Source organism: Aeromonas sp. R2-2 (genome assembly GCF_040908355.1).
GTDB lineage: Bacteria > Pseudomonadota > Gammaproteobacteria > Enterobacterales > Aeromonadaceae > Aeromonas > Aeromonas veronii.
Genome location: NZ_JBFODQ010000066.1, coordinates 64475 through 82119, shown reverse-complemented (window position 1 = coordinate 82119; position 17645 = coordinate 64475). Strand labels below are relative to the sequence as shown.

Below are 17645 nucleotides of genomic sequence, written 5' to 3'. Positions count from 1 at the left end.
AAGAAGTGGCCGCACCTGCCGGACACAGTGGAAGCCCGCTTGCTGACTCGACACATCAATGGCAAGGAGCGGCAAGTGCTGACCTCAATGGTCGAGCCGATGCGTTTCCCGGGCGCCGACATCATTGAGCTCTACAGCCACCGCTGGGAAATCGAGTTGGGCTATCGGGAGATGAGGCACAGCCTGCAACAACACCGGCTGACCCTGCGCAGCAAGAAGGCTGCGGGGATACGGCAAGAGCTGTGGTGCGTGCTGCTGGCGTACAATCTGCTGCGCAGCCAGATGGTAAAGATGGCCGCGAGTCTGAAGGGATACACGGCGAGCCAGCTGAGTTTTCACATGGCATCGGTGTACCTCATCCATGAACTGGCGGCATGCCGTACCTGTCACCGGGGAGTATCCCGAAGCGGGTGGCGGAGCTGGATAAACAGGCGAGGCAGTTTGTATTACCGGAGCGAAGGGAGCAAAGTTACCTCCGCAGTGTGAAGGCAAGACCACAAAAGTATACCGTGAAAAAAGCCAATAAAAACAATGCCAGTCAGGCTTAACTGACTGGCATTAGGCCCATTGGCAAGCCTTTTTCATCTGCATCCCATCCCTAGTCGGGATAGACGAAAGTCAGCGCAGTATCAGGGCAGTTTCACCGCTCGCACTGCAACCTCTGGCAGGGCGAAGGCATCTTGCGCGGCGATGAGTTGCAGCTCGTAAGCCTGCTGGCGCCAGGTCTCCTGCAGCACCGCATCCACCGAGGCGTTGGTGCGCTCGAACGCGCTGACCGCATCGTGACCGGCCAGCAAATTCGCCAGCATCAGGGCGCTGATAAGATCGCCAACCCCCACCGGCTGGCGGGCAAAGTCATAGAGCGGACGGGCAATCAGGTAATCCCCTTGCGGGGTGGCCAGCAGCATCTCGAAGCGGCTGGAGTCCTGCGCCGCACGACCGAGATGCTTGACCAGCACCAGCTTGACGCCGCGGGCCAGCAGCTGATGGGCAGCCGCGCGGGTCTGATCCAGATCAGCCAGATGGGTATCGCAGAGGGTCTCCAGCTCCAGCAGGTTGGGGGCCATCATGTCGGCCACCGGCAACGCCTGCTCGGTCAGGAAACGGGTGACGCCGGGAGCGACGATACACCCCTTCTCCGGGTGCCCCATCACGGGGTCGCAGAAGTAGATGGAATCGGGGTTGGCCGCCTTGACGGCGTTGACCACGGTCAGGATCTCGTCCCCCTGTTCGGCAGAGCCAAGGTAACCGCTCAGCACGGCATCACACTGGCTCAACACCTCGATATTACCCAATCCTTTCACCAGCGCACTGATATGGCCTGCCGGCATCGCCATCCCCTGCCACCCCTGGGCATATTGGGTGTGGTTGGAAAACTGCACCGTGTTGATGGGCCATACATCCATACCAAGGCGGCGCATGGGGAAGACGGCCGCGCTGTTGCCGGCACAACCAAAGACCACGTGGGACTGAATAGAGAGAACGGATTTCATCGGGAATACCACAGCAAAGGATCAGCAAGGTGGGCAATATATCGGATGAAGATAACGATGCGCCACCTTGGCGCGGGATGAACAGGCAATTTCCTGACTAAAGACAGGTTTTTTGCGCCATTTGGCCCGCGTCGACAAGATGAGCGGCGCCATGATGCGCCGCGTCCGTCACATCCCGTTACGTTCAACAGCATGACGGGCAAAGTGATAGACCCATCCCTCATCACAAGGCATGTCACTGGGTGGCGAAATCAGCTCAGGCAATACCGTCACCTTGCCGCCAGCGGCATATTGCAGCGCCATCAGGGCGCAGAGCGCCGCATCGTAGCGATCGGTACCGACCAGCACGTCCGCAGGCAGCAGCGCCGCCAGCTCGGGCCGTGCCGGGGAGGCCTTGCCGCCCACTTTGGCCAATGCCGGATAGACCTCCAGCACGGCACGACTGGCCTTCGGGGCAACGGTCGGCACCAGTTGCAGACCAGAGAGCCGCGGCAGCATGGAGAGCGCCAGAGTGGCGTTGTTGCCGAGCCGGTCGAAGGTGGCCGACAGCGGCTTCTTGCCGTACTGCTGATACAACCAGCGCTCGCAGTCGCGATAGGCGTAGGGGTTGTCTATCTCCCGCTCGGGCACGGCGCAGCTGTGTGGCTGGCCGTTGAGCAGATCCCGCAAGGCGCGGGGAAAGGCGAGCGGAGCATCGATACCGAGCGCCAGTTGCGGGCAGGCTTCTACCTGCATCAGGGTCAGCTCGTTTTGCAGGGCGGGACGCAGCAGGGCGGCCAGATCCGGCGCCACCCGCGAGCTCAGGCGAAACAGCGGCGACACCCCGAGCCAGTGCAGGCGGTTGGATTCGGCATGCCAGCCCACCACAGCCACCGCCTGGGCACTGCCCTGCCAACCACGCACATCCCAGCCGATCCCGATTGCACTCATCTGCCCTGCCGTCATCAATTACCTCTGTTCGCCTGTCACAAGTTGCAAGAGGCACAGGGTAATCAGCAGAGGCCTTTAACGCAAAGCGAACTGCCTTGGTCAGAACGATTTCTGGAAGTTCACCAGTGGCAGAATGGGGAACACGCCGTTGGCGGCGTAGTTGGCCAGCCCGATCTGCAAGCCGTCGAGGTGTTTGGTGGCATTGATAAAGCCAATCTGGAAGGTGGTACGCTCGGCATAGTTGACCAGGCCGACGTTGGCCAGCGCATTGCCCTTGGCGATATTGACCGCCCCCCAGTTGAGCCCCTGTACATTGTTGGTCAGGTTGACCAGCCCCAGATTGACGCCGGTATCCTGCCCTTCGTGCCAGTTGATGGCGTTGATAGCGACCCCGCCAAACTGGTGACGCACCCGACCGGCACCGAGGAAGATCCCGAGCTGCAGACCGCTGAACTGATCCACATCGGAGAGGGCGAAGATCGGCAGATCAATGCCCTTCACCTGACCGGTCCGACCGTAGAGCAGCGAGGCGCGCGCCCCTTCCACCTGATGGGACGCGGGCAAATTGACCCCGGGCAGCGAGACCTGCACCGGAGTACTGGCCTGCGCGACACCGCACAGAGTCAGGGCGCTGCATGCCAGCAGCAGGCGGGAGAGTGTCATGGAAAGTTCCTTGGGCCATTGAGAGTGGCCCGATCCTAACAGTCAGGGGAGAGTGTGGGCACACCAGCAGGGACGAGGTGCGTCACGATACGTCACGGTTGGCCCTCTCACCTCTCCATCAGGTCTTGCGAAAGCGCCACCTCAAGGACAATCGGCCACTTTTTCGCAGCGAGTGGCCCCTCTTCCTTTCTTTGCCTGAGCGAACTGCCTAAAATAGTCGCCCTGCTGTATCCGGCATTCATCCATCTAGAGGATTTCCCATGGAGACGTTTCTGCTCGAAGGTCACCCCTTCGTTGCCTTGTGTGACCTTATCAAACATCAGGGGTGGGCCGATTGTGGCGGCGCCGCCAAAGCCCTCGTTGCCGAAGGGCTGGTCGAGGTGGATGGTCAGGTCGAGACCCGCAAGCGCTGCAAGATCGTGGCCGAACAGGTGGTCAACTTCAACGGCATGAAGGTCGTGGTGAAAGAGGGCGTCAGCCCGGAGATTGGCTAACCCCGTCTCGGGGAGCCACTCTCCGGCAACCCGCTAGCTGGCCTTGATCGACAGGGTCAGCACAAAACGCGCCATCGCCTCATCCCCGTTCAATGACGGACAAGTGGCCACCACCTGGATGGGGCGATTGATGCGCTGACCGCTTGCCAGCGATTCGTCGATCATGGCGTCAATCTCCTCCCCCGCTGCGCAGTCGAACTGCACATCCCCCTCCGGTCGTTTCAAAAACTCCCCCTGCACATCCTTGAAGGCGAAGTGCACCTTCTTGCGCCGCTGCCGCCCTTTCTCCATCACCAGCAGACCACCTACCAGATCGGCGCCGGTCGCCAGCGCGCCAAAATACATGCTGCCCAGATGGTTGCGGGTACGCCAGCCAAGGGGAATGCGAATGCGCAGCGCCTTGGCGTTCATCTCTTCGATGATCGGGGCACAAAACCCGATGACGGGAATGTAGCGCCAGGCAAACAGCCGGAGCGCCAGATTGGCTTTGAAGCGTTGCAAATCCATATGCGAACTGATCCGATGAGTTAATGTAAACAACATGTTGCCTGCATCTGTGCCATTCGACAAGCACAGGGATCACGGTTACGACCTTTTACCCAACGCAAAAAATAGAGGGAACCGCATCGGTTCCCTCTTTTCGTTCATGTCGCCGTTACAGCAAATATGCCGCTCAGGCGCGCTTCTCTTCCAGCCAGGCCCCCTGACTCTGCATCTCGAACAGCTGGGCATAGTGACCGCCGAGGACCATCAGCTCGCTGTGGCTGCCCCGCTCGCTCACCTGACCGCGGGAGAGCAGCAGGATCTCGTCCGCATCGACGATGGTCGAGAGGCGGTGGGCGATGGCGATGGTGGTGCGGCCACGACGGGCGGCAGAGATCGCCTGCGACAGCGCCAACTCGGTCTGGGAGTCCACACTCGCCGTCGCTTCATCCAGAATGAGGATGCGCGGATCCCCCACCAGCGCTCGGGCAAAGGAGAGCAGTTGCCGCTGACCGGCGGAGAGGTTCTTGCCTCCCTCCTCCATCAGGGTGTTGATCCCCTCCGGCAAGCTGCGCACAAACTCGGCCAGCTGCACCTCGCTCAGCGCCTGCCAGAGCCGCGCTTCGTCTATTCCGGCACGGCCGAGACGCAGGTTCTCCGCCAGAGTGCCGACGAAGATAAAGGGATCTTGCTGCACCAGCCCTATGCTGCGGCGTACCGCCGCCAGCGACAGAGTATCCAGTGCGTAATCATCGAAGCGGATCTGCCCCTGATCCAGCGGATAGAAGCCCATCAGCAAGCTGATAATGGTGGACTTGCCGCTGCCGGTATGGCCCACCAGCGCCAGCATCTGGCCCGGTTTTGCGGCAAAACTGACCTCCCGCAGCACCTGCTGCTCACCATCGTAGGAGAAGCTCACCCGCTCGAAACTGACCCGCCCTTCCAGCGGGCGCTGTTCGCCCTCGGTGCTCTCGCGGGTTTCATCGAGCAGGGCAAAGACCCGCTCCCCCGCCACCATCGCCTGCTGCAGCTGGTTAAGCTGGTTGGTCATCTCGATGAGCGGCTCGATCATCCGCCCCAGATAGCTGATAAAGGCGTAGAGCACCCCTACCTGAATGGCACCCGCGTGGCTCAGTCCCTCGTGGGCGAACAGCGCCAACAGACCGATCAGCACCATCATGTAGAAGAGATCGATGAGCGGACGCAGCAAAATGCCGTTGATCTTGAGGCTCTTGATCCGTGCCGACCAGTGCTGCTGATTCACCTCGGCAAAGGCATTGGCAAAGTGGCGCTCCTGCACCATAGCCTGAATGACCGGCATCCCCTGCAGCGACTCGTTGAGGCGGCTGTTGATGTCGGAGAGCAGGCTGCGAGTCGCTCGCACCACCGGCACACTCAGTTTCTGGTAGAGCCACATCACCCCGCCCACGGCGGGCAGCAGCAGGGAGCAGACCAGCATCAGCCGCAGATCCAGCAGCGCCATCGAGATGAGGATGCCGCACAACAGCACCACCTTTTGCACCAGCAAGCCGATCACCTGCACATAGAGGTTCATGATCGCTTCGGTGTCGTTGGTGATGCGGGAAATCAGCGAGCCGGATCGATGCTTGTCAAAGTAGCGGGCCGGCAAGCGGATGGCGGTGGCAAACACCTGCTCGCGCAGGGTTTGCACCACCGCCTGGGCGATACGGTTAAAGCGCAGGGATTGCAAATAGAAGCCCGCCGCCGAGAGTACCTGCAAGCCCAGATAGCCCGCTGCAATCAGGGCTATGGTGGGCAGCACGATATTGCGAGGCGCCAGATAGTCATCGATAAAGAGCTTGATCAGCAGCGGCCCGGCCACTTCGGCGCCGGTAGCAAGCAGCAAACAGATCCCCGCCTGGATCAGCCAGCGAGGATACTGGGCGCAGTAGGCGAGCAGTCGTTTAATGGTCGGATTCACAGGCTCTCCTCCACCGCTTCTTCGAGACGCTGGTAACGCACCATATCTGCATACCAGCCATTGTGCGCCATCAGGGTACCGTGATGACCCCGCTCGCTGACGGCCCCCTGCTCCAGCACCAGGATCTCGTCGGCCTGCTCCACCGCCGTCATGCGATGGCTGACCAGGATCAGGGTGCGACGATGGGCCTTGAGGGCATGCAGAATTTGCTGCTCGGTGTGGGCATCCACCGCCGAGAGCGCATCATCGAGCACCAGAATGGGCGCATCCAGCAGCAGGGCGCGGGCAATGGCCAGCCGCTGTTTCTGACCGCCGGAGAGGGTCACCCCTTTCTCCCCCACCTCGGTCTCATAGCCCTTGGGGAAACGCACGATATCATCGTGAACACAGGCAATGCGCGCCACCCGTTCGACCTCCTCGCGGCTCGCATCGGGTTTGCCGAGGGCGATATTGGCGGCGATAGTGGTGGAAAACAGGAATGGCTCCTGCGGCACATAGGCAAACTGGCTGCGCAGTGTGGCGAGCGGCAACTGGTCAATCGGTACGCCCCCCATGGCTATCGAACCGTGAGTCGGATTGGCAAGGCGCATCAGCAGCTTGAGCAGGGAACTCTTGCCTGCCCCGGTGCGCCCCACCACCCCGAGCATCCCCCCTTGCTTGAGGGTAACGTCGATATCCGCAAGCAGGGTGCGCTGCTCAAGTTGATAGCTCACCCCTTTGATCTGCAAAGGAAAGACAGAGGTAAACGCGGCCGGCTGGGCGGGCTCTTCGATATCGCTGCGCTCCCCCAGCAGGCTTTCGATACGGGAGTAGGCGGCGCTGCCCCGCTCGATGATGTTGAACAGCCAGGCGATGGCAAACATCGGCCAGATCAGCTGGCCGAGGTACATGGTGAAGCTGGTGAGCTCACCCAGGGTCAACTCACCCTGCAGCACCAGCACACTGCCCCCCGCCACCGCGAGGAAGTAGGAGCAACCGATACAGAGATAGATGACCGGATCGAATTTGGCATCGATGCGGGCCACCGCCATATTGCGCTCCCCCGCCTGTTTGGTCAGCTCGGCAAAGCCTTCATCTTCCAGCGATTCAACCGCATAGGATTTCAACACCCGCACGCCGGAAAGGGCCTCCTGGGTCTTGTTGTTGAGCCTGGAGAAGGCCCCTTGCGCCGCCTTGAACTGGGTGTAGATCTGGGTGCCGAAGCGGTTCATGAAATAGGCCATCACCGGCAGCGGCAGCAAGGAGACCAGCGTCAACTGCCAGGAGTACTGGCTGCACATGATGGAGAGCACCAATACCCCGACCATGATGGAGTCCACCAGAGTCAGCACCCCTTCGCCAGCGGTCATCTCCACAGCCTGAATGTCATTGGTGGCATGGGCCATCAAATCGCCAGTACGGTGGCGCTGATAAAAATCGGGGCTCATCCGGGTGAAATGGCTGAACAGGCGATTGCGCAACACATAGGCCAGACGGTAAGAGGCACCGAACAGCATCACCCGCCAGACGTAGCGCAGCAGATAAATCAGCACACCCAGACCAAACAGCCCCGCCAGATAGCGCATCAGGGTGCCATTGTCGAGACCACCCCTGGTGATGCCATCCACCACCCAGCCCACCACTTTGGGCGGAATCACGGTCAACAGGGCCACCATCAGCAGCAGGGAGATGGCAGCCAGATAACGGGGCCACTGCTCCTTGAAAAACCAGCTCAATCGTAGAAATACGCTCACACCACCAACCTTTAGCGCTCTCTGCCCGTGACCGCTCCAAGGAGCGGCCATCAGAGAAGCCACGCAGAAATAGAAGAATGAAAACAATCGCCTCCGGCTGGAGGCGATTCGAACGAAAGCTCATCATATCCCGAACCGGGATGGTTGAGAATAATTACTATTTAATTCACTGTGACATGCGATCATCCCCTGATGAATAGGGATTATACGAATTTTCATGCTGCTCACCGGTCAACAGGAAGTGTGACACCTCTTCCCGGGTCTGGCTAAAGACCTGTTGCAACTGCTCCAGATCCGTCTCGCTTAGCACCTCGTTTTGCCGCAGGCGCCACTCCAGCTCGCCAGCCACCAATTGCAGACGGGCCGCCGAGATATTGGCCGACACCCCCTTGAGGGTGTGCAGCAGCTTGCTGGCCACCTCGGGTTGCTGACGGCGCAGAGCGGAGCGGATCTCCCACAGATCGTCCTTGTGCTCCGACATGAACAGCTTGAACAGGATCTGCAACGCCTCCTTGTCCTGCTCCAGCCGCTTGAGTGCATCCTGCAGATCGAGGATCCCGATCATATCCGGCGGTTTCACCTCCATGATCCCCGCCTGCTCCACCCCTTGCGGCTTTACCCACTGCAGCAGGTTGTTGTAGAGATCCAGCTTGCTCACCGGCTTGGTGACATAGCCATTCATCCCCACCCCCAGGCAACGCTCCTTGTCACCGGGCATGGCGCTGGCGGTGAGGGCAATGATGGGCACATCGTGTTTGTCGACCATCTTGCGGATCTGGCGGGTGGCATCGAGTCCGTCCAGCACTGGCATCTGCAAATCCATCAGGATCACGTCAAAAGGCTGCTCGGCGACCCGCTCCACCGCCTCCCGACCATTGCTGACCACACACACTACCGCATCGACGCGCCGCAGATACTCGATGATGAGCTGCTGATTGACCCGGTTGTCTTCCGCCAACAGCACTCGGGTACCCTGCAACAGGGATTTGAAGTGTTGCTGATCCCCCTGTGCCTCGGCCTTGCGCAGGTTGAGCTCGTAAGAGCTGCCGTTGAGCAGTTCGTCCACCTTGGCCAGCAGGGCATTTTCGGTCATCGGTTTGGGCAGAAAATGGGTCAGCCCCATGCTGTCCATCCTGGCGTGCAGCCCCTCTCTGGCCCAGGCGCTGATCATCAGGATGGGGATCCGCCGCCACTGGCTGTGCTGATACATCTCCAGCGCCAGATCGAGCCCATCCTCCTGACCCATGCGCCAGTCGAGGATCGCCAACCGCAGATTCGGTCCCTCTTCACGGAGCAGCTGACGGGCGCGAGAAAGGGAGTTGACCGGCAGCACCCGCACTCCCGCGCGAGTCAGAATGTCCCGGGCCAAATCCAGCACCAGTTCGTTGTCATCCATCACCATCACCAGCGGCTGGTTTTCGAAGAAGACTTTCCGTCCAGCCACGCCGTAGACCGCCTGCGCCATCGGGATATCGAACTTGAACAGAGAGCCGACGCCAGGCTTGCTCTCTACGGTGATCCGCCCCCCCATCAGCTCCACTAGCCGCTGGGAGATATTGAGCCCAAGACCCGAGCCGCCATATTTGCGGGTATTGCCCGCCTCCAGCTGGGTAAACGCCTGAAACAGTTGGGTCTGCTTCTCTTCGGCAATGCCGATGCCGGTATCGCGCACACTGAAGCGGATCCGCATTGGGTGAGGATTGGCCAGCTCGATGCAGACTTCGACTTCACCGCGTTCGGTAAACTTGATGGCGTTGTTCACCAGATTGACCAGCACTTGTCCCAATCGCAAGGGATCCCCACGCAAGAAGACCGGCACTTCCGGTGACTTGCGAATAACCACCTCCACGTGCTTGCGCTCCGCCAGATCGGCAAACATGCCCGCCAGCGAATCGAGCTGCTCGCTGAGATCGAAGTCGATCTCCTCCAACGTCAGCTTGCCTGACTCCACCTTGGTCAAATCAAGGATGTCGTTGATCAGCAGCAGCAGGGTATCGGATGAGGATTTGATCTTGCCCAGATAGTCCCGCTGTTGCTGATCCAGTTCGGTCTGCAGTGCCAGCGAGCTAAAACCTATGATGGCATTCATGGGGGTGCGGATCTCATGGCTCATGTTGGCCAGAAAATCGCTTTTGGCCTGGGCCAGCAAGCCGGTCTGGCGCGACAACTCGCTCAGCTTCTGGTTGCGGCGCCACAGGGTGAAGGCCACCAGCGCAAAGCAGATCAAAGCCCCGCACAGCACCATCAGATAGAAGCGGTTCATCAAAGAGGAGGCGCGCTCCAGCTTGTCGAGTTTCCAGCGCACCAGACTCTCGATCACATGCATGTCGATGAGCTGGTAACGCAAGGTGTGATAAGCAATCACCTGCTGGCTCATCTCCTTGCTCAGGCGGATCAGGGTGGCGATCTCCGGCAAGTTGCCATAACGGGATTGCAACTGCTGTTGCAGCTGGTCCAGCGTAGTCTGTTCACGTTTGTCCCAACTGCGCTGCAGATAGTTGCTCAGTTGCGCCAACTCCTCCAGGTCGCGATGGAGAGCACTGTCTGACGGGCTTATCCCCCGCACCTTTTTAATCTGGGCCTGCAGGGGCGCATTGAGGTACTCGATAGCCATCTCAATGGCATGAAGCCTGGCCAGCGCCATCAGATAGTTGTCCATGTCATCAAGCAGAGCCTGGGAAAGGTCGTCTTGCACCAGCTCGGGATCGCTTCTGACTTCCCGTACAAAACCGTCAAGGGTGATGGATAACTGGTTCAGGCGCTGCTGGACATTGCTGTCATTGGCCTGCTCCCGCCCAAGCAGATAGACGGTATCGGCGTTGATCCGGTTCAGCACCACCTCGGCCGCGTCATTCAGGTCGTGGGCCTGTTGCTGCTGACTGAGCGACTGCCAGCAGTAGCCCGAAAAGGCGAGCAGCAGGGCAACGATCAGCCCTGGCACAGCACGGTTTTTCCGTGATCCTTTATTCATCCCGTCTCGACTCTCATCTGGTGGTCGCTGAATTATCCGGTCAGGCAATGAACCCAGGGGGAATTATCCACTCCCGCTGGGCACTGTGTTACCGTTATTGCTCTGATATTTCGCTATTGTTTCGCGATTGCTTCATTCTGGCTTCTCATCATATCCCCGGCCAGAGCTGATTTAGAAGGAACCAATTATGTCATTTATCACTACTTATTGTAGCCACTGCTTTACCAGGAACCGCCTGCCCGTTACCCATATTGATACATCTGCCAAATGCGGGCGCTGCAAAGCCCTCCTGTTCAGCCAGACCCCTTGCCTCGGGAAGGCGGATAACTTCGATACCTTGATCAACTCAGATATCCCGGTCGTGGTCGATTTCTGGGCCAGCTGGTGCGGCCCCTGCCAGCAGTTTGCTCCGGTATTTCATGAGGTTGCCCATGAACTCGAACCACGGATGCGCTTTGTCAAAGTCGATACCGAGCAACAGAGCACCATTGCCGCCCGTTACGCCATTCGCAGTATCCCCACCCTGATGGTCTTCAAACAGGGCAAACTGGTGAACCAGATAAATGGCTCCTTGCCAAAGAGCATGTTCAAGCAATGGCTGGAACAGTTCATGGATGTTTGATTTATATTTCGCACATGTTTTATTTATGTGTTCATTTCCTCATTTTTATCAATGAGTATGTGAGTAGAGGCTGATTTTCAACATGTGAGTCTGTTTCAAACAAGTGAATGGATGTAATCTCGGCAACACAAAAACAACCATAAATTAACCGAGAGAACATTATGCACACATCAGCTGTACCCTCTGCTCCATCTCGCTGGCTGGACATCAAATCAGGGATCGTCATCCTGGATGTTTTGCTACTTTGTGCCATGCTCGCCTGGCTCCCGTTTGACCCCATGGTCAACAAGGGGCTGGGCATTCTGGTCTTTATCGCCATCCTCTGGCTGACCGAAGCACTGCACGTCACCATCACCGCGCTGCTGGTACCCCTGCTGGCTACCGTGCTCGGGGTGTTTGACATGAGCAAATCCCTCACCGATTTTGCCAACCCGATCCTGTTCCTCTTTTTTGGCGGTTTCGCCCTCGCGGCAGCCCTCTCCAAACAGGGACTGGATACCCTGATGGCAGGCAAGGTGATGCACCTGGCCAATGGTCATCTAGGTTGGGGCGTCATCCTGCTCTTTACCATCACAGCCGCCATGTCGATGTGGATCAGCAACACCGCTACCACCGCCATGATGCTGCCACTGGCGATCGGTATGCTGGCACGCCTCGATAGCAAAAAAGAGCGCGCCACCTTCGTCTTCGTATTGCTGGGGATCGCCTACAGCGCCAGTATCGGCGGCATCGGTACCCTGGTGGGTAGCCCACCCAACGCCATCGCAGCCGCCCAGATGGGGATTGGCTTCACTGACTGGATGAAATTCGGTGTTCCAGTCGTGCTGATCCTGATGCCCTGCGGTATTGCCCTGCTCTATCTGGTAACTCGCCCGCGTCTCAGCCACCGCGTCGAGATCCAGGATGTCACCATCAACTGGACCCGCGAGCGTAAAGTGACGCTGGCAATCTTCCTGACCACCGTTGTGCTCTGGATCGGCTCACAACCCATCTCCAACGCCTTTGGCGGTATTCCGCAACTCGACACCCTGATTGCCATGGGCGCCATCGTGGCCATCGTGGTCAGCCGTGTCGCCAGCTGGGATGACGTCAACCAGAACACCGACTGGGGCGTGCTGATGCTGTTTGGCGGCGGTCTGACCCTGAGCGCCATTCTCAAGGCCACTGGTACCAGCGCATTCCTGGCCAGCCATCTGTCGGCCGTGCTCTCCAACGCCAACATTTTTGTTGTGTTGCTTATGCTGGCCGCCTTCGTGGTGTTCCTGACCGAGCTGGTCTCCAACACCGCCACCGCCGCACTGTTGGTTCCCCTGTTTGCCGGTGTCGCCGAGGCGCTGGGTGTATCACCTGTGGTGATGTCGGTGTTGATCGCTATCGGTGCCTCCTGTGCCTTTATGCTGCCGGTCGCCACGCCGCCCAATGCCATCGTCTTTGCCAGTGGCCACATCCGCCAGAGGGAGATGATGAAAGCCGGTATGGCTCTGAACGTGGTCTTTACCGTGCTGCTCGCTCTGCTGGCCTACTTCGTTGGCGATATCCTCTGATCCAGCTCCCCCCAATAAACAAAAACCCCCGCATTGCGGGGGTTTTCTCATTTATGAATCCGATTAGCCAATGTTGCAGGCCTTCAGATCCCAGATCCGATCCACGTAGTCCTGAATAGAGCGGTCGGAGTTGAACTTGCCCATGGTGGCCGAGTTGATGATGGCCTTCTTCGCCCACAGCGCAGGATCCCGATACCAGGTATCGATCAGCTTGTGTGCATCCGAGTAGGACTGGAAGTCCGCCAGGGTCAGGTAAGGGTCTCCCCCTTCCAGCAAGGAGCGCTTGATGGAGGCCAGCTCACCCGGACGACCCGGCGTGAAGTAGTCGGTATCAAACCAGTCCAGCACGGCTTTGAGCTCGGAGTTGGCATAGTAGAAGTCGTACGGGTTGTAACCGCGCGCCTTCAGCGACTTCACCTCGTCCACGTTCAGACCGAAGATGGCACAGTTTTCGGCACCCGCCTCTTCAGCGATCTCGATGTTGGCTCCATCCAGCGTCCCGATGGTGATTGCACCGTTGAGTGCCATCTTCATGTTGCCGGTACCGGATGCTTCATAACCTGCAGTGGAGATCTGCTCGGAGACATCTGCTGCCGGGATCAGCTTCTCGGCCAGACTCACGCGATAGTTCGGCATGAACACCACTTTCAGCTTGCCCTGGATACGAGCATCGTTATTGACCCGATCCGCCAGCTTGTTGATGGCATAGATGATGTCTTTGGCCAGCTTGTAACCGGGCGCCGCTTTGGAGCCGAAGATAAACACGCGTGGGTGCATGTCATAGTCCGGGTTGGCCAGCAGACGACGATAGAGTGCCATGATGTGAATGAGGTTCAGCTGCTGGCGCTTGTACTCGTGCAGACGCTTGATCTGAACGTCAAAGATCGCCTCGGCACTGACATCGATACCGGTTTCGTCTTTGATGACCTTGACCAGCTTCTCTTTGTTGTGACGCTTGATGGTCATGAACTGCTGCTGGAACGCCTTGTCGTCGGCAAATTTCACCACGCCACGCAGTTTGTCCAGTTGCAGCGGCCACTCCTTGCCCACTACTTCGTTGTAGAGGCCAGCCAGTTCCGGGTTGCACGCCAGCAGCCAGCGACGCGGGGTCACCCCGTTGGTCACGTTGCACATTTTTTCCGGCCACAGCTCGGCATACTCGGGGAAGAGATCTTCCTTCACCAGCTTGGAGTGGATCTCGGCCACACCGTTCACTTTGGACGAACCGATCACGCACAGGTTGCCCATGCGAACCTTGCGCACATCTCCCTCTTCGATGATGGAGAGCTTGGCCTTGATAGCATCGTTGCCCGGCCACTTGGGCTCCACCAACTCGTTCAGGAAGCGGGCGTTGATCTCGTAAATCACCTCTAGATGGCGAGGCAGTACTTTCTCGAACAGGCTGACCGACCACTTCTCCAGCGCTTCCGGCAGCAGAGTGTGGTTGGTATAAGAGAAGACCTGATAGCAGATAGCCCAAGCGGCATCCCAGTTCAGATCTTCCTCGTCAACCAGCACCCGCATCAGTTCCGGGATGGCGACAGTCGGGTGAGTATCGTTGAGCTGAATGGCAATTTGCGCGGCAAAGTTACTGAAGTCACTGCCATGGACCCGCTTGTAGCGGCGCATGATGTCCTTGATGGAGCAAGCACAGAAGAAGTACTGCTGGATCAGACGCAGCTCTTTACCTGCATCGGTCTCATCGTTCGGATACAGCACCTTGGAGATGGTCTCGGCCTGGGCTTTCTCAGCCTGGGAGTCGATGTAACCACCGGCGTTGAACACGTCCCAGTCGAAAAACTCGGAGGCGCGGGATTCCCACAAACGCAGGATGTTGACGGTGTGACCGCCAAAACCGACCACCGGAATATCCCAAGGCACCCCTTTAATCTTGCGACCGGCGTGCCATACCTTTTTCAGGCCGCCATTGTCACCAAACACGGTCTCGACGTAGCCATAGAGCGGCACTTCTTGCACCGACTCGGGACGGCAGATCTCCCAGGGGTTGCCATATTCACGCCAGGAGTCCGGACGCTCGATCTGGCGGCCATCCTGGATTTCCTGACGGAACAGACCGTGTTCATAGTGGATACCGTAACCAACCGCCGGATAGTTCAGAGTGGCCAGCGAGTCGATAAAGCAGGCAGCCAGACGACCCAGGCCGCCGTTGCCAAGTGCCATGTCCGGCTCTTGTTCGCACAGGTCGGTCAGTTCCAGACCGAGTTCGCCCAGCGCCTCTTCGCAAGTCTTGTAGAGGGAGAGGTTGTGCAGGTTGTTGGATGTCAATCGTCCCATCAGGAATTCAGCAGAGAGATAGTGAATCGCACGAGTATCTTTCTTGAAATGAGTCTGCTGAGTGCGGGTCAGGCGCTCGTACACCTGTTCATTGACAGCCGCCGCAGTGGCTTTCCACCACGCTTCGGGAGAGGCTTTCTGTTCGCTTGTTCCCAAGGTAGAACGCAGGTGACGCACGATACTCGCCTTGAGCTGATCTTTATCCAGTTGGAGATCCTGGTCTGTCTTCTTCTTGGTAGCCATAAACCATATTCCTTCGTTACAAATAAAATTGTTATCCCGCTTGCGGGACCGGCGCTGTTGTTATCTCAAAATATGTACCGGCGTGAGAATACTAACTAAAGCGGCAGAATTAAAAGTTAACGCAAGTCACACTTTAACCGATAAAAACAGCCTAAAAAGCTTGAAAACCCTTTCCTTTAATTGATCGCACAAAAACAAACATTCCCTTTATTATCATAAGCTTAATGAAACAATAAAAATATTCTGGCATGAATAGGTTTTCAGAGATTGCCAAGCCTTGAAAATCCCTGAAAATAGGCAGCAAGACGGCACATTGAAACCGGTTTCAATGTGCCTGAAAAATTACCGTATAAATATGAAGCAATCATTGCACCCTTAAAGATGTGCCTTGAACTGATTACTCAATGGATCGTAATGGTACCCAATCTGATCCAGACGTCCTGCCAACTGCTCTTCACTCATATCGTAATAGGCCAGCAACTCCTCCAACCCGTCACACTCAAGCCTTAGCTTCTCATTGATGATGCCCAGCAAGATGTTGGCATCAAGACGTTGCAAGGTACTGATATCCATGGCGGCACCTCCTGTAAATGACCTGTATAACCATGGGCGGTTACGCAAGGTTTGTCCATAGTACGAAAAACACCCAACCAGCTTTATATTAAATAGTGTTTAAAAACATAACCTTACTAACGACACATGCCAACACCATCACATTTTTCAGCAAAAACACCTTGTCACTGCCACAGGATAGAACTACTGTATGCGCATACAGCTTGGATATTCATACAGGAACCCCATATATGAACCAGCCCCTGCACTCACTGCCCTTTGCGATGAATCGTGTCATGAGCAAGCCCTGGCCAACCAGAACCGCCTGCAAAGCGGAGTTGGCTCATTATGGTGTGACTATCCAGTCTGATGATCAGTTTCTGAGCGAGCTGACAAAGCTTGGGGAGGCTCATACCGGCTGGATCTTGTTGATCGCCCCGCCGGGACGCCCCACAGTCAGCCGTCTGGAAGAGCGAGGTATCGATCCCAAGAGAGTGCTGGTGGTACATAGCCCCAAAATCAAGAACTGGCAGCAAACCCTGGAGCGCAGTCTGGGCAATGGTCACTGCGCCGCCGTATTTACCTGGCTACCCGAGCAGATCGAGCTGGATCACGTCAAGCTGCAGCGACTGGGACAGCAATCTGGCGTACTCACCCGCTTCTTTGGCGCGAAACGGACTAACCTCGGCACACCTCTGCTGGCCTATGCAGAGCAAGATATCTATCTCAATCATTAAGACAAAAAACGAACGCCTACGCAGGCTCTCCCGCGGGTCGCAGTGACAGAAGGGCGCAAACAATATGTGACCAGCGGCTTTATTTGAAAGACAAGCTTGCAACAGCCTGACGGTAGGCATCGGAGATCATTTAACCCTGCTTGCTGCAAGCAGACAAACATCAAAAGATGCAACGGATAAAGAAGCAGAAAATAAAATCTGAACTGGACAATCATGCAGCCCAAGTATTCAAACCTGCGGGACTTCCTGCCCACCAGCGAACCCGTTTGAGCAATATGATGAGGCTGAAAGTCATTGCATTCATTTGAGCTGATCACGACAATTTGTCCACCGGAGTGACCCTCTCCTTGAAATACCGGGTAACAAGGGGTATAACCACGCGTTTTATCAGGTGTAATAAGTGAGCGGTATGATGCAAGCCCCCTTTTGGCAGACCAAGAGTCTGCAGCAGATGACTGAATCCGAATGGGAATCCCTCTGCGATGGTTGCGGAAAATGCTGCCTCAACAAGCTGATCGATGAAGATACCGACGAACTGGTTTTCACCAATGTCGCCTGCAATTTGCTTAACACCAAGACCTGTCAGTGCTCTGATTACGCCAATCGTTTCAAAAAAGAGCCTGACTGTCTGCAGATCACCCATGACAAGATCGCCGAATATGACTGGCTCCCCTCAACTTGCGCATATCGCCTGCTGTCTGAAGGTGACGCTCTTCCAGAGTGGCATCCTCTGCTGACCGGCAGTCGTTCCGCGATGCATCAGGCTGGTCAATCCGTCCGTGGCAAGGTCATTCACGAGGATCAGGCGGGTGAATGGATCGATCACATCATCACCTGGGCCAGCTAACGCGCTCAACCCGCTATTTTCCAGAGACAAGGGCTGCACAATGTGCAGCCCTTGTTGTTTCTGCAAGCAGGGTTTGTAGCTTCACACATATCTGGC

At 57.3% G+C, this 17645-nt stretch carries 14 protein-coding genes and 1 pseudogene; 6 read left to right on the top strand and 9 right to left on the bottom strand.

The window, feature by feature from the left end; all coding sequences use genetic code 11:
* Window positions 1-548, top strand: a pseudogene (locus AB5Z09_RS13570) (transposase); the annotation flags it as partial.
* Between the two features lie 81 nt (window positions 549-629).
* On the opposite strand, the gene pdxY reads toward AB5Z09_RS13570, so the two are convergent.
* From pdxY to AB5Z09_RS13555, 3 genes are all read right to left on the bottom strand, one after another.
* Window positions 630-1493, bottom strand: coding sequence for a pyridoxal kinase PdxY (gene pdxY / locus AB5Z09_RS13565; protein WP_252412890.1), 864 nt, complete (start codon window positions 1491-1493; stop codon window positions 630-632).
* A 168-nt stretch (window positions 1494-1661) separates the two neighbouring features.
* On the bottom strand, window positions 1662-2438 hold the full coding sequence (locus AB5Z09_RS13560) for a DUF429 domain-containing protein (RefSeq protein WP_368195492.1): 777 nt from the start codon (window positions 2436-2438) through the stop codon (window positions 1662-1664).
* An 84-nt stretch (window positions 2439-2522) separates the two neighbouring features.
* Entirely contained in the window at window positions 2523-3086 is a 564-nt protein-coding gene (locus AB5Z09_RS13555) for a hypothetical protein (protein ID WP_019446112.1), read from the bottom strand.
* Window positions 3087-3346: 260 nt separating this feature from the next.
* Between AB5Z09_RS13555 and ybcJ the strand changes: the two genes are divergently transcribed.
* Window positions 3347-3580 (top strand): ribosome-associated protein YbcJ, encoded by a 234-nt coding sequence (gene ybcJ, locus AB5Z09_RS13550; protein ID WP_005361116.1) that lies wholly within the window; start codon window positions 3347-3349, stop codon window positions 3578-3580.
* Between the two features lie 33 nt (window positions 3581-3613).
* Here ybcJ and AB5Z09_RS13545 read toward each other — a convergent pair whose 3' ends face one another.
* The 4 genes from AB5Z09_RS13545 to AB5Z09_RS13530 form a co-directional block, all read right to left on the bottom strand.
* The gene (locus AB5Z09_RS13545; RefSeq protein ID WP_019446113.1) at window positions 3614-4087 is read right to left on the bottom strand and encodes a DUF4442 domain-containing protein; all 474 of its coding nucleotides are present in this window, start codon (window positions 4085-4087) and stop codon (window positions 3614-3616) included.
* Between the two features lie 166 nt (window positions 4088-4253).
* Window positions 4254-6005 carry an ABC transporter transmembrane domain-containing protein gene (locus AB5Z09_RS13540; RefSeq protein ID WP_368195491.1) on the bottom strand — a complete coding sequence of 584 codons (1752 nt, stop codon included), beginning with the start codon at window positions 6003-6005 and terminating at the stop codon, window positions 4254-4256.
* A complete protein-coding gene (locus AB5Z09_RS13535; protein ID WP_368195490.1) occupies window positions 6002-7738 on the bottom strand; it encodes an ABC transporter transmembrane domain-containing protein in 1737 nt (578 codons plus the stop codon). Before AB5Z09_RS13535 ends, AB5Z09_RS13540 begins: the two co-directional genes overlap by 4 nt.
* A gap of 166 nt (window positions 7739-7904) precedes the next feature.
* The gene (locus AB5Z09_RS13530) at window positions 7905-10709 is read right to left on the bottom strand and encodes a response regulator (RefSeq protein WP_139735108.1); all 2805 of its coding nucleotides are present in this window, start codon (window positions 10707-10709) and stop codon (window positions 7905-7907) included.
* Between the two features lie 187 nt (window positions 10710-10896).
* Here AB5Z09_RS13530 and trxC point away from each other — a divergent pair, with 187 nt between their 5' ends.
* Together trxC and AB5Z09_RS13520 are read left to right on the top strand one after the other, a co-directional pair.
* Complete coding sequence (trxC, locus tag AB5Z09_RS13525) at window positions 10897-11331, top strand: thioredoxin TrxC (protein WP_047438874.1); 435 nt, start codon at window positions 10897-10899, stop codon at window positions 11329-11331.
* 161 nt (window positions 11332-11492) lie between these two features.
* On the top strand, window positions 11493-12875 hold the full coding sequence (locus AB5Z09_RS13520) for a DASS family sodium-coupled anion symporter (RefSeq protein ID WP_005333606.1): 1383 nt from the start codon (window positions 11493-11495) through the stop codon (window positions 12873-12875).
* A gap of 63 nt (window positions 12876-12938) precedes the next feature.
* On the opposite strand, the gene AB5Z09_RS13515 is transcribed toward AB5Z09_RS13520, so the two are convergent.
* On the bottom strand, window positions 12939-15413 hold the full coding sequence (locus AB5Z09_RS13515; protein ID WP_005361122.1) for a glycogen/starch/alpha-glucan phosphorylase: 2475 nt from the start codon (window positions 15411-15413) through the stop codon (window positions 12939-12941).
* A 375-nt stretch (window positions 15414-15788) separates the two neighbouring features.
* On the bottom strand, window positions 15789-15986 hold the full coding sequence (locus tag AB5Z09_RS13510; protein ID WP_005333612.1) for a DUF4250 domain-containing protein: 198 nt from the start codon (window positions 15984-15986) through the stop codon (window positions 15789-15791).
* A gap of 230 nt (window positions 15987-16216) precedes the next feature.
* On the opposite strand from AB5Z09_RS13510, the gene AB5Z09_RS13505 reads away from it, so the two are divergent.
* Together AB5Z09_RS13505 and AB5Z09_RS13500 are read left to right on the top strand one after the other, a co-directional pair.
* A complete protein-coding gene (locus AB5Z09_RS13505) occupies window positions 16217-16702 on the top strand; it encodes a cell division inhibitor (protein WP_005333614.1) in 486 nt (161 codons plus the stop codon).
* 412 nt (window positions 16703-17114) lie between these two features.
* Window positions 17115-17549 carry a YcgN family cysteine cluster protein gene (locus AB5Z09_RS13500; protein ID WP_005352569.1) on the top strand — a complete coding sequence of 145 codons (435 nt, stop codon included), beginning with the start codon at window positions 17115-17117 and terminating at the stop codon, window positions 17547-17549.
* The last annotated feature ends 96 nt before the right edge of the window (window positions 17550-17645 follow it).

What these genes read in the sequence shown, in the direction of transcription:
- trxC (WP_047438874.1), top strand. Translation starts at nt 10,897, where the DNA reads ATGTCATTTATCACTACTTATTGTAGCCACTGCTTTACCAGGAACCGC.
- AB5Z09_RS13545 (WP_019446113.1), bottom strand. Translation starts at nt 4,087, where the DNA reads ATGGATTTGCAACGCTTCAAAGCCAATCTGGCGCTCCGGCTGTTTGCC.
- AB5Z09_RS13505 (WP_005333614.1), top strand. Translation starts at nt 16,217, where the DNA reads ATGAACCAGCCCCTGCACTCACTGCCCTTTGCGATGAATCGTGTCATG.
- AB5Z09_RS13510 (WP_005333612.1), bottom strand. Translation starts at nt 15,986, where the DNA reads ATGGATATCAGTACCTTGCAACGTCTTGATGCCAACATCTTGCTGGGC.
- pdxY (WP_252412890.1), bottom strand. Translation starts at nt 1,493, where the DNA reads ATGAAATCCGTTCTCTCTATTCAGTCCCACGTGGTCTTTGGTTGTGCC.
- AB5Z09_RS13555 (WP_019446112.1), bottom strand. Translation starts at nt 3,086, where the DNA reads ATGACACTCTCCCGCCTGCTGCTGGCATGCAGCGCCCTGACTCTGTGC.
- AB5Z09_RS13530 (WP_139735108.1), bottom strand. Translation starts at nt 10,709, where the DNA reads ATGAATAAAGGATCACGGAAAAACCGTGCTGTGCCAGGGCTGATCGTT.
- AB5Z09_RS13520 (WP_005333606.1), top strand. Translation starts at nt 11,493, where the DNA reads ATGCACACATCAGCTGTACCCTCTGCTCCATCTCGCTGGCTGGACATC.
- AB5Z09_RS13500 (WP_005352569.1), top strand. Translation starts at nt 17,115, where the DNA reads ATGCAAGCCCCCTTTTGGCAGACCAAGAGTCTGCAGCAGATGACTGAA.
- AB5Z09_RS13560 (WP_368195492.1), bottom strand. Translation starts at nt 2,438, where the DNA reads ATGACGGCAGGGCAGATGAGTGCAATCGGGATCGGCTGGGATGTGCGT.
- AB5Z09_RS13515 (WP_005361122.1), bottom strand. Translation starts at nt 15,413, where the DNA reads ATGGCTACCAAGAAGAAGACAGACCAGGATCTCCAACTGGATAAAGAT.
- ybcJ (WP_005361116.1), top strand. Translation starts at nt 3,347, where the DNA reads ATGGAGACGTTTCTGCTCGAAGGTCACCCCTTCGTTGCCTTGTGTGAC.